The sequence below is a fragment of the Siculibacillus lacustris genome (assembly GCF_004328075.1).
Lineage (GTDB): Bacteria > Pseudomonadota > Alphaproteobacteria > Rhizobiales > Ancalomicrobiaceae > Siculibacillus > Siculibacillus lacustris.
Map to the genome: position 1 here is coordinate 156,118 of NZ_SJFN01000002.1, position 15,625 is coordinate 171,742.

At 70.9% G+C, this 15,625-nt stretch carries 15 protein-coding genes; all 15 read right to left on the reverse strand.

Features of this window, described 5'->3' with window-relative positions:
- Positions 1–114 precede the first annotated feature (114 nt).
- Positions 115–1,536 (reverse strand): sensor histidine kinase, encoded by a 1,422-nt coding sequence (locus tag EYW49_RS02060; RefSeq protein WP_131305456.1) that lies wholly within the window; start codon positions 1,534–1,536, stop codon positions 115–117.
- Complete coding sequence (locus EYW49_RS02065; RefSeq protein WP_131305458.1) at positions 1,533–2,213, reverse strand: response regulator transcription factor; 681 nt, start codon at positions 2,211–2,213, stop codon at positions 1,533–1,535. Before EYW49_RS02065 ends, EYW49_RS02060 begins: the two co-directional genes overlap by 4 nt.
- Before the next feature lie 151 nt (positions 2,214–2,364).
- Positions 2,365–3,939, reverse strand: coding sequence for a Do family serine endopeptidase (locus tag EYW49_RS02070; RefSeq protein ID WP_131305460.1), 1,575 nt, complete (start codon positions 3,937–3,939; stop codon positions 2,365–2,367).
- A gap of 157 nt (positions 3,940–4,096) precedes the next feature.
- Positions 4,097–4,495: a hypothetical protein gene (locus EYW49_RS02075; protein ID WP_131305462.1), complete on the reverse strand. Its 399-nt coding sequence runs from the start codon at positions 4,493–4,495 to the stop codon at positions 4,097–4,099.
- Positions 4,496–4,567: 72 nt separating this feature from the next.
- Complete coding sequence (locus tag EYW49_RS02080) at positions 4,568–5,032, reverse strand: cytochrome c-type biogenesis protein (protein WP_228259402.1); 465 nt, start codon at positions 5,030–5,032, stop codon at positions 4,568–4,570.
- Positions 5,033–5,043: 11 nt separating this feature from the next.
- Complete coding sequence (locus EYW49_RS02085) at positions 5,044–7,044, reverse strand: heme lyase CcmF/NrfE family subunit (protein ID WP_131305466.1); 2,001 nt, start codon at positions 7,042–7,044, stop codon at positions 5,044–5,046.
- A gap of 321 nt (positions 7,045–7,365) precedes the next feature.
- Positions 7,366–7,824 (reverse strand): cytochrome c maturation protein CcmE, encoded by a 459-nt coding sequence (gene ccmE, locus EYW49_RS02090; RefSeq protein WP_131305468.1) that lies wholly within the window; start codon positions 7,822–7,824, stop codon positions 7,366–7,368.
- Positions 7,821–8,984 (reverse strand): c-type cytochrome biogenesis protein CcmI, encoded by a 1,164-nt coding sequence (ccmI, locus tag EYW49_RS02095; protein ID WP_131305471.1) that lies wholly within the window; start codon positions 8,982–8,984, stop codon positions 7,821–7,823. The genes ccmE and ccmI overlap by 4 nt, the downstream gene beginning before the upstream one ends.
- A 182-nt stretch (positions 8,985–9,166) precedes the next feature.
- A complete protein-coding gene (locus tag EYW49_RS02100; RefSeq protein WP_131305473.1) occupies positions 9,167–10,600 on the reverse strand; it encodes a hypothetical protein in 1,434 nt (477 codons plus the stop codon).
- A gap of 191 nt (positions 10,601–10,791) precedes the next feature.
- A complete protein-coding gene (locus EYW49_RS02105; RefSeq protein WP_131305475.1) occupies positions 10,792–11,262 on the reverse strand; it encodes an RT0821/Lpp0805 family surface protein in 471 nt (156 codons plus the stop codon).
- 175 nt (positions 11,263–11,437) lie between these two features.
- Positions 11,438–12,814, reverse strand: a complete 1,377-nt coding sequence (locus EYW49_RS02110; protein WP_131305476.1) for a sensor histidine kinase — start codon at positions 12,812–12,814, stop codon at positions 11,438–11,440.
- Entirely contained in the window at positions 12,804–13,475 is a 672-nt protein-coding gene (locus tag EYW49_RS02115; RefSeq protein WP_131305478.1) for a response regulator transcription factor, read from the reverse strand. Before EYW49_RS02115 ends, EYW49_RS02110 begins: the two co-directional genes overlap by 11 nt.
- Positions 13,476–13,520: 45 nt before the next feature.
- Positions 13,521–13,859 carry a PepSY domain-containing protein gene (locus EYW49_RS02120; protein ID WP_131305481.1) on the reverse strand — a complete coding sequence of 113 codons (339 nt, stop codon included), beginning with the start codon at positions 13,857–13,859 and terminating at the stop codon, positions 13,521–13,523.
- Positions 13,860–13,938: 79 nt separating this feature from the next.
- Positions 13,939–14,127, reverse strand: a complete 189-nt coding sequence (locus EYW49_RS02125) for a hypothetical protein (protein ID WP_131305482.1) — start codon at positions 14,125–14,127, stop codon at positions 13,939–13,941.
- Positions 14,128–14,244: 117 nt separating this feature from the next.
- The gene (locus EYW49_RS02130) at positions 14,245–15,624 is read right to left on the reverse strand and encodes a hypothetical protein (protein WP_131305484.1); all 1,380 of its coding nucleotides are present in this window, start codon (positions 15,622–15,624) and stop codon (positions 14,245–14,247) included.
- Position 15,625 lies beyond the last annotated feature (1 nt).

Sequence of the window (15,625 nt, forward strand, 5' to 3'; positions counted from 1 at the left end):
TTCCCCCTCGATCGCCGCATCGGCCGACGCAGCGTCGGGGAAGAATGGCCGAGAAGAAGCGCGCCGCCAATGTCCCGGAGTCTGCGAACGCGAAGAATTCGCAGAAATCGCGACTCAAGGCGCCGGGAAGCGCAGCACCACCCGCAGGCCGGGGGTGGCCTCTTCCAACGTCAGGGTGGCCCGGTGTTGCTGCGCCACCGCCGCGACCAGCGAGAGGCCGAGGCCGGAGCCGGGGGCGTTGCGGCTGGCCTCCAGGCGGACGAAGCGGCCGAGCACGCGCTCGCGGTCGGCTTCGGGAATGCCGGGACCGTCGTCGGCGACCGACAGGGCGGCGCCGGCGGGACCGGTGGTCACCGCCAGGGTGATGGTCGCCGGGCGATCGCCGGGGTGGCCGTATTTCAGGGCGTTGTCGACGAGGTTGGTCACGGCGAGCGCCAGGAGCTCGCGATTGCCCGAGACGGTGGCGGGCTCGGCCTTCACCGTCAGACTGGTACCGGCGTCCTCGGCGACCGGCTCGTAGAGTTCGGCGATCTCACGCACCAGGGCGGCGAGGTCGACCGGTTCGGGCGTGGTCAGGGCGGAGCCGGCCTCGACCCGGGTGATCATCAGCAGGGCGTCGAAGGTGCGGATCAGCGCGTCGGATTCCTCGATCGTCGCCTCCAGCGCCTCCCGCCAGCGCTCGAGGTCGGGCGGGCCGGACAGCGCGCCCTCGACGCGGTTGCGCAGCCGGGTCAGCGGCGTCTTGAGATCATGGGCGACGTTGTCGGAGACGTCCTTGAGGCCCTTCATCAGGTCGACGATCTTGGCCAACATGCCGTTGAGCGCGACGGCGAGGCGGTCGAACTCGTCGCCGGCGCCGGTCACCGGCAGGCGGCCGGAGAGGTCGCCGGCGACGATCCGGCCGGAGGTCTCGGAGACCTGATCGATGCGGCGCAGGACGCGGCGCGACAGGAACAGCCAAGTGACGCCGCCGAGCACCACCAGCATCAGGACCATCGCCCGGAAGGCGCGGCGGACCACCACGCGGAAGCGGTCGCGCTCGCCGAGATCGCGCCCGACCAGGACGCGGAAGCCGTTGTCGAGCGCGAAGGAGCGCACCAGGGCGACGTGCTGGATCGCCTTGCCGGCCTCGAAGCGCACGTAGTCGACCGGGCGGGCCTCGTCGTCGGTGTCGTCGAAGGCGGAGGGCGGCAGTTCGGCGACGTTGCCGGCGATCGGATTGCCCGAGGTGTCGACCACGTAATAGAGGCCGGCGTCGGGGCGGCGGCCGCGCTCGTCGAGGGCGTAGAACAGCCGCACCAGACCACCGAGCCGGTACTGATCCTCGAGCGCGGCGACGTCGACGTCGATCGCCTCGTGGAGCTGCAGCGTCATGATCCGGGCGGCGTCGTGGGACACCACCACCACCAGGAAGAACGAGAAGATCGAGAACACCACGAGATGGAGGATCGACAGTCGCACCGCGGTAGTGCGCGAGGCGCGCGCGAGGCGGGCGAAGAGCGGTTCGCGCGCCGCCCCGGCCGGCCGGGCGGTCATCGCGGGGTCTCGCGGATCATGTAGCCGGCGCCGCGCACGGTGTGCAGCAGCGGCCGGTCCTGGCCCTTGTCGATCTTGGCGCGCAGCCGCGACATGTGGACGTCGATGACGTTGGTCTGGGGATCGAAGTGATAGTCCCAGACGTTCTCGAGCAGCATGGTGCGGGTCACCACCTGACCGGCGTTCTTCATCAGGAACTCGAGCAGGCGGAACTCGCGCGGCTGCAGCACGATCTCCTCGCCGGCGCGGGTCACGGTGTGGGACAGCCGATCGAGCATCAGGTCGCCGACCCGGTAGCTGGTGTCGACGGCGCCGGGGGCGTGGCGGCGGGCCAGCGCTTCGACCCGGGCGAGGAGCTCGGTGAAGGCATAGGGCTTGGCGAGATAGTCGTCGCCGCCGGCGCGCAGGCCCTCGACCCGGTCGTCGACCTGACCGAGTGCCGAGAGCACCAGGACGGGCGTGTGGTCGCCGCGCCGCCGCATCTCCTGGACGATGCCGAGACCGTCGCGCTTGGGCAACATCCGGTCCATCACCACCACGTCGTAGTCGCCGGTCGCGGCGGCATGGGCGCCGCCCTCGCCGTCGGCTTCGTGTTCGACGAGATGACCGGCCTCGCGCAGGGCCTTGATCAGATAGGTCGCCGCTTCGCGGTCGTCTTCGACGAGGAGGATTCGCATGGGACCACTCTAGTCGGGTTCGGCGATCGACGGAATTCTCCGAATATCGGCCGATCGAAGGACGACCGGCGGCGGACCCGAAGGTCCACCGCCGGTCTCGGCACACCGCGGCGAGGGGCTGGGGGGCGAGCGCCGCGGCGGCGATCGCGGGTCAGGAGGCGCCGATCGGCACCGGCACGAAGCGCGTGCCCTCGGGCGAACGGACGCGCATCAGAACCGCCTTGCGGCCTTCGGTGCGCGCCGCCTTGACCGCCTCGCCGACGTCGGCGGCGGTGGCGACGGTGCGGCCCTGGACCTCGACGATGACGTCGCCGACCCGGATGCCGCGAGCCGCGGCCGGTCCGCGCGGATCGACCTTGACCACCGCGACGCCGTCGCCGGTCTCACCGACCTCGGAGGCCGGAGCGATCATCAGCCCGAGATCGGCGAGCGACGTCGGGGCGCCGTCGGTGGCGGCGGGGGTCGAGGCCCGCGCCTCGGCCTGCATGCGGGCGAGATCGACCTCGATGGTCTGCTCCTTGCCGGCGCGGACGATGGTCACCTTGACCTTGCTGCCGGGATCGTAGCCGGCGATGGTCCGCGACAGGTCGCGGGCGTTCTTGATCGGCTTGCCCTCGACCGCCAGGATCGCGTCGCCGGCCTTGATGCCGGCCTTGGCGGCCGGGCCGTCGGGCAGGGCTTCGGCGACCAGGGCGCCGCGGGCGTCCTTCAGACCGAGACCATCGGCCATGTCGCGGCCGATCGGCTGGATCTGCACGCCGAGCCAGCCGCGCACCACTTCGCCGGTCTTCTCGAGTTGGGCGATGACCTTCTGGACGGTGGTCGAGGGAATGGCGAAGCCGATGCCGATCGAGCCGCCGGAGGGCGAATAGATCGCGGTGTTCATGCCGACGACGTTGCCGGCGAGGTCGAAGGTCGGACCGCCGGAATTGCCGTGGTTGATCGGCGCGTCGATCTGGAGGAAGTCGTCGTAGGGGCCGGCGCCGATCTCGCGGCCGCGGGCCGAGACGATGCCGGCGGTGACCGAGCCGCCGAGGCCGAAGGGATTGCCGACCGCCAGAACCCAGTCGCCCGGGCGGATCTCGCCGGTCGCGAAGGGTACGGTCGGAAAGTCGGTGCGGCCGCCCTGGATCTTCAGCAGCGCCACGTCGGTCTTCTCGTCGGAGCCGAGGACCTTGGCCTTGTACTCGGTGCCGTCGTCGGTCAGCACGGTGACTTCCGCCGCGTCCTTGACGACGTGGAAGTTGGTCACGACCTTGCCGTCGGGCGAAATGATGAAGCCCGAACCCTGGGACATCACGACTTCGCCGCGGCCGGGACCGCGACCCTGACCCGGGCCCTGGGGACCCATGCCGCGACCACCGGGCCGGCCGGGGCCGTTCCATTCGCGGAAGAAGCGCTCGAAGGGACTGCCTTCGGGGAGATCGGGGAAGGTCTCCATGAAGCTCTCGCGGTTCGGGCGGGCTTCGCCGCGCACCCGGATCGACACCACGGCGGGACGCACCCGCTCGACGATCGGCGCGAAGGAGAAGTTCTGGAGCAGGGGGGAGACGACCGAGGGGGACGCGGCCGGGGTCTCGGCGCGCACGCTCGGCATATGGCCGAGCATGTCGACGGCGGTCAGGCCGCCGACCACGGCGAGCGAGACGGCACCGGCGAGGATCGCCTTGCGGCGAATCGCGCGCGCTTCGGCGGTGGCGCGGGGATCGGGGAATCCATGGGTCATGTGGCGCATCCGGTGGGTTGATCGGTTCGGCGGAGGCTCACCCCGTCGTTGATCCCGATCATCGCCGCCGTCGCCTTACGGCCCGCTTGCATGGGGATTAAAGATCGGTAACCTTCGATAGACATGAAACTAACCCCCTGAGATGATCGCACCATCGTCAACGCCGTGACTCGCGCCCGGTTGGGACCTTCCAGGCCAAGGCCGCATCGTCTCCGGCAATTGCCTTGATCATCTCTCGTGCAATCATCCTTCCCTGTGCGGTGAGGTAGTGCTGGAGCGGCCCCCCATTGAGGTCGAGGACTTGCTCGATCAGGGGCGTTTCCATCGTCTTGCGTCCCGCACCGGGCTTGCTCGCCAGTGACGAGATCTGCCGAGAGACCGAGGCCAAGGAGAGGTCTTCCCCCGAGTTTCCCAAAGCCACCACGATGTTGTCCAAGCTGCAACCCGGCGCCTTGGCCACGGCCAGAAAAACCCGGATGCGCTGCGATGGCATTTGCCAATCGCGCGAGCGGATGGCGTTCAACGCTTCGATCAGTACTTGCACGATATCAATCATAGGTTGTACTCCTTGCAGCGTTACGCACATAAGACGGTAGCTGCGATTTCACATCGGTAATGCGAGCCGCTTTCAACGATCCTCGGCGAGCAGCGCGGCGAGGCGGGCGCGCTCGTCGTCGTCGAGCGGCGCGGCCGGTGCGGCGGCGGCGCGGCGGCGCACGCCCCGGGCGATCGCCAGACCGCCGAGCGCCAGCACCGCGAAGGGCGTCAGCCACAGGAGCGCGGTCTGGAGATTGAAGCGCGGGCGCAGCAGCACGAACTCGCCGTAGCGGGCGACCAGATAGTCGAGGACGCCGCGGTCGCTGTCGCCGGCGGCGATGCGCTCGCGCACCAGCAGGCGCAGGTCGCGAGCGAGATCGGCGTCGCTGTCGTCGATCGACTGGTTCTGGCAGACGAGGCAGCGCAGTTCTTCCGACAGGGCGCGGGCGCGCGACTCGAGGCGCGGATCGGCGAGCATCTCGTCGGGCTTCACCGCCCCGGCCGGCAGGGCGGAGAGGAGGAGCAGCGCCAGGGCGGCGACGGCGGGCAAACGCATGGGTCGCCTCCTCATTCGGCCGGTTGCGGATCGCCGGCCGGCGGTTCGGCGGCAACCCGGTGCGGACGCGGCGCGCCGATGCGCAGGCGGCGGTCGGTCAGCGAGATGCATCCGCCGAGCGCCATGGCGACGCAGCCGAGCCAGATCAGCAGCACCAGCGGCTTCCAATAGATGCGCATGGCGACGCCGCCGTCGGCCTGGGTGTCGCCCAGCGACAGGTAGAGTTGGGAGAAGCCGTCGTAGGTGGCGATCGCCGTCTCGGTCGTGGGCATCGGCCGGGCGCGGAAGGTGCGCTTGGACGGCTCCATGCGGAACGGCCGGCCGCCGCCGTCGCGCACCGCGAAGCCGGCGACCGCCTCGTCGAAATTGGGACCGCGGCGCATCACCACGCCGTCGAAGGCGAGCGAGAAGCGGCCGACCTGCACGGTGTCGCCGGGCTTCATGACGAGGATCGATTCGATCCGCCAATTGCTCTCGGCGACGATGCCGAGCAGCGTCAGGCCGAGGCCGAGATGGGCGAACATCGTGCCCCAGGCCGAGCGCGGCAGGCCGACGGCGCGGCGAAGCGCATTGCGCGGCGCCTCGGAGAACAGGTGGACGCGGAAGGCGACCTCGGCCAGCGCCCCGAGCACCAGCCACAGCGCCAGTCCGACCCCGAGCGGCGCCAGCACCGGGCCACCGCGGGTCGCCCACCAGGTGACCGCGAAGCCGGCCATGGCCAGCGCCAGCACCGCAGCGAGGCGCTGGGCGACGGCGAGCAGGTCGCCGCGTTTCCAGGCGAGGAACGGGCCGATCGGCACGGCGATCAGCAGAGGCACCATCAGGGGCCCGAAGGTCGCGTCGAAGAACGGCGCGCCGACCGAGATCTTGGCGCCGGTCGCCGCCTCCAGCATCAGCGGATAGAGCGTGCCGAAGAACACCGCGGCGCAGGCCGAAGTCAGGAACAGATTGTTGAAGACCAGGGCGCCCTCGCGGCTGATCGGCGCGAACAATCCGCCCTTGGTCAGGCCGGGGGCGCGGATCGCGAACAGGGTCAGCGAGCCGCCGATGAAGGCCACCAGGATGGCCAGAATGAACACGCCGCGGGTCGGATCGGAGGCGAAGGCGTGGACCGAGGTCAGGACGCCGGAGCGCACCAGGAAGGTGCCGAGCAGCGACAGGGAGAAGGCCAGGACCGCCAACAGGATGGTCCAGATCTTCAGCGCGTCGCGCTTTTCCATGACGATCGCCGAATGGAGCAGCGCGGTGCCGGCGAGCCAGGGCATCAGGGACGCGTTCTCGACCGGATCCCAGAACCACCAGCCGCCCCAGCCGAGCTCGTAATAGGCCCAGTAGGAGCCCATGGCGATGCCGAGCGTCAGGAACACCCAGGCGGCGAGCGTCCACGGCCGGACCCAGCGCGCCCAGGCGGCATCGATGCGGCCTTCGATCAGCGCGGCGACCGCGAAGGAGAAGGCGATCGAGAAGCCGACATAACCGAGGTAGAGCAGCGGCGGATGGATCGCCAGGCCCGGATCCTGGAGGACCGGATTGAGGTCGCGACCCTCGAGCGGCGGCGAGACGAGCCGGGCGAAGGGGTTCGATGTGACCAGCACGAACAGGTAGAAGGCGGCGGCGACCCAGGCCTGGACGCCGAGCACGTCGGCCTTGAGGATCGGCGGCAGATTGCGGCCGAACACGGCGACCAGGGCCCCGAACAGCGCCAGGATGGTCACCCACAGCAGCATCGAGCCCTCGTGGTTCCCCCACACGCCGGAGATCTTGTAGATCATCGGCTTCAGCGAATGGGAGTTCTCGAAGACGTTGGCGACCGAGAAGTCGGAGACCACGTGGGCCCAGGTCAGCGCCGCAAAGGACAGCGCGACGAACAGGAACTGGCCGGCGGCGGTCGGGCCGGCGGTGGCCATCAGCGCGGCGTCGCCGATCCGGGCCCCCCAGATCGGCACCACCGCCTGCACCAGGGCGAGGGCGAGAGCCAGGACCAGGGCATAATGTCCGAGTTCGACGATCATTCCGGCTCCCCTCCCCTCGTTCCGCCGATCGGCGGTTCGTCTGCGGATCCGAAGATCCGATTCTTGCGTTGCGCCCGGCCCCGAACGGCGCGCGATCCCGTTGCGGGCGAAGCCCGGTTCCCTTCTCCCCTTGCGGGAGAAGGGGACGCGTCAGCGCCGGATGAGTGGTCTCGACCTCACCACCGACGCCGCATCGCGGGGAACCGCTCTCCCCCTCATCCGCCCTTCGGGCACCTTCTCCCACGAGGGGAGAAGGAAGCGCCCGCGGCTCCGCGAAACTCACAGGGTCACCCGCCATCGGCGGCGGGCGCCCCCCGCCCGTCACCGCTTCGGCGTCGCCTTGGCGGCATCCTCCTGCCAGTGGCCGCTCGCCTTGAGTGCGTCGGCGACCTCCTTGGGCATGTATTTCTCGTCGTGTTTGGCCAGCACCGTGTCGGCGCGGAAGCTGCCGTCGGCGGCGAGCGTGCCCTCCGCCACCGTGCCCTGACCCTCGCGGAACAGGTCCGGCAGGATCCCGGTATAGGACACCGCGACCGATTTGGCACCGTCGGTGACGCGGAAACGCACGGTGGTGCCGGTGTCGCGCTCGACCGAGCCCGGCTCGACCAGCCCGCCGAGGCGCAGGCGGGTGCCCGGGCGCAGGTGGCCGTCGGCGAGGTCGCTGGGCGAGGTGAAGAAGGTGATCTTGTCGCCGAGCGCCATCAGCACCAGGCCGACCGCCGCCACCAGGACGAGACCGGCGAGGCCGATCAGGGTCAGTCGCTTCTGCTTGCGGGTCATGGTGCCTTCCCCTCCCCGTCGCCGGCGGCGAGGGCGTCGAGCCGCGTCTGCGCCGCCGGATCGGCGGCCAGCGCGGCGCGGGCCCGGACCAGCGTCGCCGCGGCGGCGTCGCGTTGTCCGAGCGTGCGTTGCGAACGGATCAATCGTTCCCAGTCGTCGATGCCGCCGCCGTCGCGCTTCAGGCGCTCGTCGAGCCGGGCGACCATCGCCTCGATCATGCCCGCGCGCTCGGCCGCGGTCATCCGCGACGCCGCTTCGACCTCGGCCGGGGTGGGCGCGGGCGACGGCGGGGCGGCGCCGGGGGCGGCCGCTTCGCGGGCCGCGGCCTCGACCTTGGCGAGTTCGGCGCGGGCCACCGGCAGCCAGGCGTCGGCCTCGGTGCCGGCGGCGATCAGGCGGCGCCAGAGCTCGGCGGATTCGTCGAGGCGGCCGGCCTGGGCGCGCTCGAGCGCCAGATACATGCGCGGCAGCACGCCGGCCGGGGCGACGGTCAGCGAGGCCTCGAAAGCGGCCTTGGCCTCGGGCCCGACGTCGCCGTCCGCCGCGGCGGTCAGCGCCTCGCCGAGGCCGTTCTGGCGGAGCTCGGTGGCGCCGGCGAGGCGAATGGCGGTGCGGAAGGCTTCCGCGGCATCGGCCGGGCGGTTCAGCCGCATGTAGATCGGCCCGAGCACGTCCCAGCCGCGAGCGTCGTTCGGCTCGGCGGCGAGATGGGCCTCGACGCGGGCGACCAGTTCGTCGATCGACTGGCCCTCGGGGCGGGCGGCGAGTCGGGACGCGAGCGGCCGATCGGGCACGTCGGGACGGCCGAGCGCCAGATAGCCGCCGACCGCGACCAGCGGCAGGACGATCACGGCGATCGCTGCGACGGCGCGGCGGCGCAGCCGAGCGGCGGCGGAGGCGGGATCGCCGAGCATGTCGGAGCGGCGGGCGGCGCGCAGCAGGCGGCGGGCGATCTCGGCGCGCGCGGCTTCGCCCTCGCCGTCGCCGACCCGGCCCTCGGCGAGATCGCGATCGAGCTCGGCGAGTTGGTCGCGATAGACCGAGGCGTCGCCGCTCTCGGTCGCGGCACCGACGCCGGCGCGCCCGCGACGGGCGAGCGGTACGAGGACGATCAGCGCGGCGAGCGCGGTCATCGCGGCGAACAGGGCCCAGATCAGCATCGTGTGGACACCCGCTCCTCGTCGTCTCGGCATCGACCGGCGCCCGTCGTCGATCGACGCGGGACGCGCTCCCGAACGGTCAGATACGCGGAGCGCGACCGAGGAGCAATGGTGCACGACCGTATCGTCGGGCGCCACACGGGGTATTGACCGGGATCAAGCGACCGCGGGGAGCGGCGAGATCAGCCGGCGGCCTTGGCCGGCTTCTGCAGGGCGTTGTCGCGGCTCTTGCGCAGCACCGCGGCATAATCCTCGCCGAAGACGATCGCCGCGAGGCGAATCGCCGCGTCGCTGGCGTCGACCAGGGCGCGTCGGTCGAGCGACGGCGAGGCCTTGAGATCGGCCAGGAGCTTGCCGGAGATGTGCTCCAGCGTCGTCTCGATCTGCTTGCGGATGCGCCCGACCACCTCGTTGACGGCGAGGGTCTCGGCGGCGAGGCGGGCTTCGATCGACAGGCGCACCGCGAATTCGGCGTCCTCGACCGCTTCCGGGTCGAAGCGCGAACCGTATTGGCCGCCCGAGGCTTCGACGCGCAGCGCCCGGCGGACGAGGCCCGGCGCCACTTCGATGCGCTGCGACACGGCTTCCGACATCACGACGCGGGCGGCGCCGAGGCGACGGAACCAGGTCGGCACGTCCTCGATGACGAAGACATGGCCGAAGGAGCGGCTGATGTCGTGATAGCTGCGCAGATCCGAGAAGAAGCGAGTGCGCGACTGCGGATCGGTGCCGCGGCTTTTGGCGCAGGCGGCGTGGCGCTCGATCAGGGCGAGCAGACCTTCGATCAGGCAGGCGTAACGGCTGCCGGCGACGAGGCGCGGATCGCTCGAGCCGACCAGACGGCAGGCGAGATGGGCGACCACCACCGGATTGGCGGTGCGGGTCAGCACCGCGGCGGTAATCCACTCCAGCGTCATCTGCACCTGTTCGATCGAGGCGCGGATCACATCGGCGAGACGCGAGGGCTCGGCCACGTCGAAGGTGGTGATGTTGGAGGGCAGCTGCGCGAACAGATTGGCGAAGGCCGCTTCGTTCTGGAGCACATAGGCGACGTCGACGAGATCGCGATAGATCGCCTCGCCACCGAGTTGGCCGATCAGTTTCTGGCGGGCGCGCGATTCGGTGCCGGCGTCGCGCAGGAAGCCGACCACCTGGACCATTGCGTCGCGGCGCAGCTTGCGGGCGACCGGAGTGGCGTCGGCGGCGGCGTCGTAGGGGTCGGCGGCGAGCGCCCGATCGACGTCCTCGGCGGCCGCGTCGCGGCGGATCCAGTTCCAGATCACCGGCAGATGGGCGCGGGCGATGCGACCGGTGAGATGCGGCGTGACCGAATCGTCGACCAGGAACGGCGCCAGCGGCGCGAAGAACGCCGATTCCAGGCGCTGCGACCAGGGTTCGCCGACGGTCGGCGCGGGCGCGGAAGCGGGCCGCCGCACCGGGGTCGTCGGTTCGCCGGCGATCTCCAGGCCCTCGATGGCGGCCAGGATGACCTCGTTGGGAATGTCGCCATGCGACGCCGAAGCGCGCAGCGAGCGCACCAGCATGGCGCGCGCCATCGGAGTGAGCGACTCCATGTAGGCGCGGACCTTGGACGTGAGCAGCCCGGGTTCGGGCATCGGCGACCCCCGTTCGAAACAGAACCGATCGCCCGCGCGCTCCATCGCGAGCGCGCGTCGACCCGACGACGTCACCGGAAGCGACGAACCCGACCGGTTCGACGACGCCCCGGCACTTCCGCCGTCACCTACAAGATGGTTCGGATATTTTAAGAATTGATGAGTGACGACGAGGGATCGTCGCGGGATGCTCAGCCGAGCGGGCGCCAGCTGCCGTCGGGCTGGCGGCAGGCGGTGGCACGGTGAGCCTCGGGCCGATCCTCGATGGTCACCACGTCGACGTAATCGCGGCAGGTGTACTGATTGACCGAGTAGGGCGCGCCGGGCGTGACCGTGCCGCGGCGGCCGGTCGCCGGGTTCTGCCAATCGCGCGCGGCACCGGCGGCGCCGGTCTCCAGCGCGTCGAATTCGGCCTCCGCGGCGATCTGGCGATCGCGTTCGTCGAGGCGGCGGCCGAGTTCGGTTCCCGCCCAGGCGTCGGCGAGAGCCGCGGCTTCCGGGGACGTCGGGCGATGGGCGGCCTTGCCGCCCTTGGTGCCGATCAGGCCGCCGGTCAGCGAGCCGGCGACCGATCCGAGCGTGGGCTTCGGGTCGGAGGTGGCGGTACAGCCGGCGACCGAAGCCGAAAGGACGAGGATCAGGAACGGACGGCGGAGCGGCATGGAGGACTTCCCGCAATGGCGGTCCGATCCTGCGCCCACCGGGCGGCGGGCGAGAAGCGACGATCGGACGGGTCGAAGAAGCGGGCGGCGGAATCGCCACCGGACCCCGACCTCTTGGCCATGCCATCATGGCCGAATTGGGCCGAGACTCCCAGCAGAGATCGGGGAAGCGCGATCACAGGGCGGGTAGGCGCAGATCGCAACGCAGACCGCCCTCGGGCGCGGCCGCGAGCACCAGGCTACCGCCGTAGAGCGCGGCGAGCTCCGCGACGATCGACAGGCCGAGCCCCGAGCCCGGGACCTTCTCGTCGAGGCGATGGCCGCGGGCCAGCACCGCGGCGCGCTGATCGGGATCGAGGCCGGGGCCGTCGTCGTCGACCCGGGCGAGGAGATGGCGGCGATCGTCGGCCCCGTCGGGCGGCAGCGCCCGCACCGACACGGCGACGCGGGTCGCACACCACTTGCAGGCATTGTCGAGGAGATTGCCGAGCGCCTCCTCGAGGTCCTCGCGCTCGCCGCGGAAGCGCAGGCCGGAATCGAGCGCCAGGGTGATCTCGGGGTTCTTGTCCTCGTGGATCCGGCGCATGGCGCGGATCAGCCGCTCGACCACCGGCTCGACCTCGGTGACCACGCCGATGGTGCGCCGCTGGGCGACCATGCGGGCGCGGTCGAGGTGATGGGCGAGGTGGCTCTGGATCAGTTCGGCCTGTTCGACGACCCGGAGCGCCATCGGCTGATCGGAGGCGCGGGCCTCGTTGACGATCACCGACAGGGGCGTCTTCAGCGCATGGGCGAGGTTGCCGACATGGGTGCGGGCGCGTTCGGTGGCCTCGCGATTGGCCTCGATCAGGGCGTTGAGCTCCTGGGCGAGCGGGTCGATCTCGGCGGCGAAGCGGCCCTCCAGGCGCTCGGAACGGCCGGAGCGGATGCGCCACAGGGCCCGCCGCATGCGTTCGAGCGGCGCCAATGCGATACGCACCAGGACCAGGGTGGCGACCACCAGACCGAGGCCGACCAGCCCGAGCAGGAAGGCGGTGCGCCAGGAGAAGCGCGAAATGTCGGCTTCCAGATCGCCGGCGTTGCCGGCCACGGCGATGCGGAAGCGCTCGCGGCCGTCGAAATCGACGATCCGCTCGAGGATGCGCAGATGTTGGCGATCCGGCCCTTCGGAATAGGCGCGCAGGATGTGGTCGCGACCGGCGGTGGCGCCGAGGTCGCCGGGCAGGCGCAGGACTTCGCCGACCAGCGAGCGCGAGATTGCGGCGATGCCGTCGTCGGAGACGCGACGGACCACCCAGTACCAGCCCGACAGCGGCAGTTCGAACCGCGCCTCGCCGGGGTTCTCGGGCTGGCGGAAGGTGCCGGCGCCGTCGGCCTGGGCGGCGAGCGCGCCGATCAGGGTCTTCAGGTGGACCGCCAGCCGCTCGTCGAAGGCGGCCTCCACCGACGAGCGATAGGCGGTGATCAGCACGAAGCCGGCGGAAGCCAGCGACAGGGCGCTCCACAGCGCGATCAGCACGAACAATCGACGAGCGAGGGAACTACCCGGCATCGGCGGTGGCGCCCACGCTGTAGCCGAGCCCCCGCACCGTCTGGATCAGGTCGACCCCGAGCTTCTTGCGCAGGCGCCCGACGAAGACCTCGATCGTGTTGGAATCGCGATCGAAGTCCTGATCGTAGAGATGTTCCACGAGCTCGGTGCGCGACACCACCCGCCCCTGGTGGAGCATCAGATAGGCGAGCAGACGATATTCGTGGGAGGTCAGTTTGACCGTCGCCCCGGACACGGTGACGCGGCCGGCGCGGGTGTCGAGGACGACCGGGCCGACCACCATCTCGTTGGAGGCGCGGCCGGCGGCGCGGCGCACCAGGGCGCGGATTCGGGCCAGCACCTCTTCCATGTGGAAGGGCTTGGCGACGTAGTCGTCGGCGCCGGCGTCGATGCCGGCGACCTTGTCGGACCAGCGGTCGCGGGCGGTGAGGATCAGCACCGGCATGCGGCGACCGGCGCGACGCCAGGTCTCCAACACGGTGATGCCGTCCATGCCGGGCAGGCCGATGTCGAGCACCACCGCGTCATAGGGCTCGGTGTCGCCGAGGAAATGACCCTCGGTGCCGTCGACGGCGCTGTCGACGACGTAACCCGCTTCGACCAGCGCATCGACGATTTGCCGATTCAGGTTCCGATCGTCCTCGACCACCAGCAGACGCACGTCACACCTCGCGAATCGACAGCGCTGACCGCCCTTCGCGGGCGGTCAGCGGCCATCGTACATCATCCGTCCCGAGGTGGCATCGATCTGCAGACGGCGCACCCGGCCGCCGTGGTCGAGGACGGTGACCCGGTAGAGCAGCGTGTCGTCGGAGCGACAGAGATCGGCGCGCAGCAGGTCGCCGTCGAGATCGCGTCCGACCTCGGCGAAGCGGCGGGCGCGGCCGTCGCGGATCGCCCCTTGCGCGGCGGCGGTGCCGAGGCAGACGATCTCGGCGGGCGGGGTCAGGCTGCGACCGCCGTTGCCGGGCGGAAGCAGAGGCTCCTCGGCCGCGACGGGCAGAGACGAGACGATCAGGGCGAGGACGGCGAGGAGACGCTTCATGGGGTCCATCCTGCGGAGCGGCCGCTGAATGCACCATGAACGACGGCGCGACGCCGGGGGGCCGGCGTCGCGCACGCGGTCACGCGCCGGTGCGGGCGCCGCCGACCGGACCGTCGGTGAAGAAGCGCAGCACGGTGTTGGCGAGGCCGAGGCCGCCGACCACCAGACCGGCGGTCTTCGGATCGGCGACGGCGCCCCAGTCGGTCGACATCAGGGCACCGAGGACGGCGGCGACGGTGTTGAGAGCGATGGTACGATAACCCTTCATCTTGGCACCTCTTGGAGGAAAGCGCGGGTCCGCGACGCGCGGACGGACGCGTGCGTGAGCCGCCGGCGGGCGCGAGCCCCGACCGGTGGCAGCGGGCGCCGAAGGGCGCCGTTCGGTTCAGGTCCCGGCCATCTCGCGCAGGATCGCCGTGGCGCGCAGCTTGTCGCCGGCGAGCGTCGGATGGACGGAATCGGCCTGGATCAGCGACGCCACGACGGCGCCGTCGGCGCCCCAGAAGTCGCGGGCGGTGTCGATGCAGCGCACCCCGTTGCGGGCACACCACATCGGCAGCTGGGCTTGTCGGGCGAGATGGCGGACCGGGTAGTAGCCATCCGGCGACGTCGGCGCCTGGGGGTTCTGGGTCAGCGCGACGAGGTCGGCGTCGGGGTTGCGGGCTTTCGCCGCCGTCGCCCAAGCCGCGAGCTGGGCGGTCCACGAAGGGCCGACCAGGGCGCCCTCGTTGTGGCCGTCGTTGAGGACGTGGACGAGCGGCCACGCCTTGGGCACGGTCTTGGGGAAGCGCGTCGCGTCGGCGTGATAGGCGATGTTCTTCTGGGCGGCGGAGGCGTTGTAGAGGTAGAGGGTCGGCGAGCCGACGACCGCGCAACCGTCGGTGCCGAAATAGGGCCGTGCGGTCTCGAGCGGCTTCGGCAGAAGGTCGGCGCCGGAGGCGAGGCCGTCGAGCCAGATCGCCTCGAAGATCGTGCCGTTCATGCCGCCGGATCCGGCGGCCGCCGCGGCCCCGAACGACGAACCGACCTCGACGTTCATCGTCGAGGCATAGGGTGCGGATGCCCCGGCGGTCGTCGTGGTGGCGATCTGCGCCCAGGTGGCGCCGTCGTCGAGCGACTGCGACATGGTCAGAACGCGCTGACCGGCCCCGTTGTTGACCTGATAGGCGAGCCGGAATCGGGTCGGGGCGCCATTCGCGGGCACCGTCCAGGCCCCGGCCGTCGCCGGGAAGTACTGCGAGGCGATGCCGTCCAACGAATACTCGAACATGATGGCGTTGGCGGTCGTCTTGCCGAAGCGGAGGCGCCGGCCGGACGCGGTGGGGAGGTTCCATTGCGAGAGGAACCAGCGATTGAGGGCGGCGTCGCTCCATTCGTTGAGCGCGACCTTGACCTCGAGCAGGAAGTCGCCGGCCGGACTGCCGACTTCCGTCGCCGTCCAATATCGGCCGTTGGTGGTGCCCATCGAGATCCCGCGCTCGCCGCTCGCGCCGGCCTGGGCGACGGCCCACGGGGCATGGGTCTGGGTGGCGTCGGACCACAGCCGCGACTGGATCCGCGCCCGCGGCACCAGCGGCGCGAGTTGGGTGAACAGCGACGAGAACAGGAAGCCGTAGCCCGGGGAGACGACCTCGGCCGAGGTCGAATCGCCATTGACCGCCAGCACCACGGAATTGAGGTTGCGGGCGAGCGTATCGACGATCGAGCCGAGACCGGTGACGATCGGCCGGCGCGGCGAACCGCCGGCGAAATTTCCGTAGGTCATG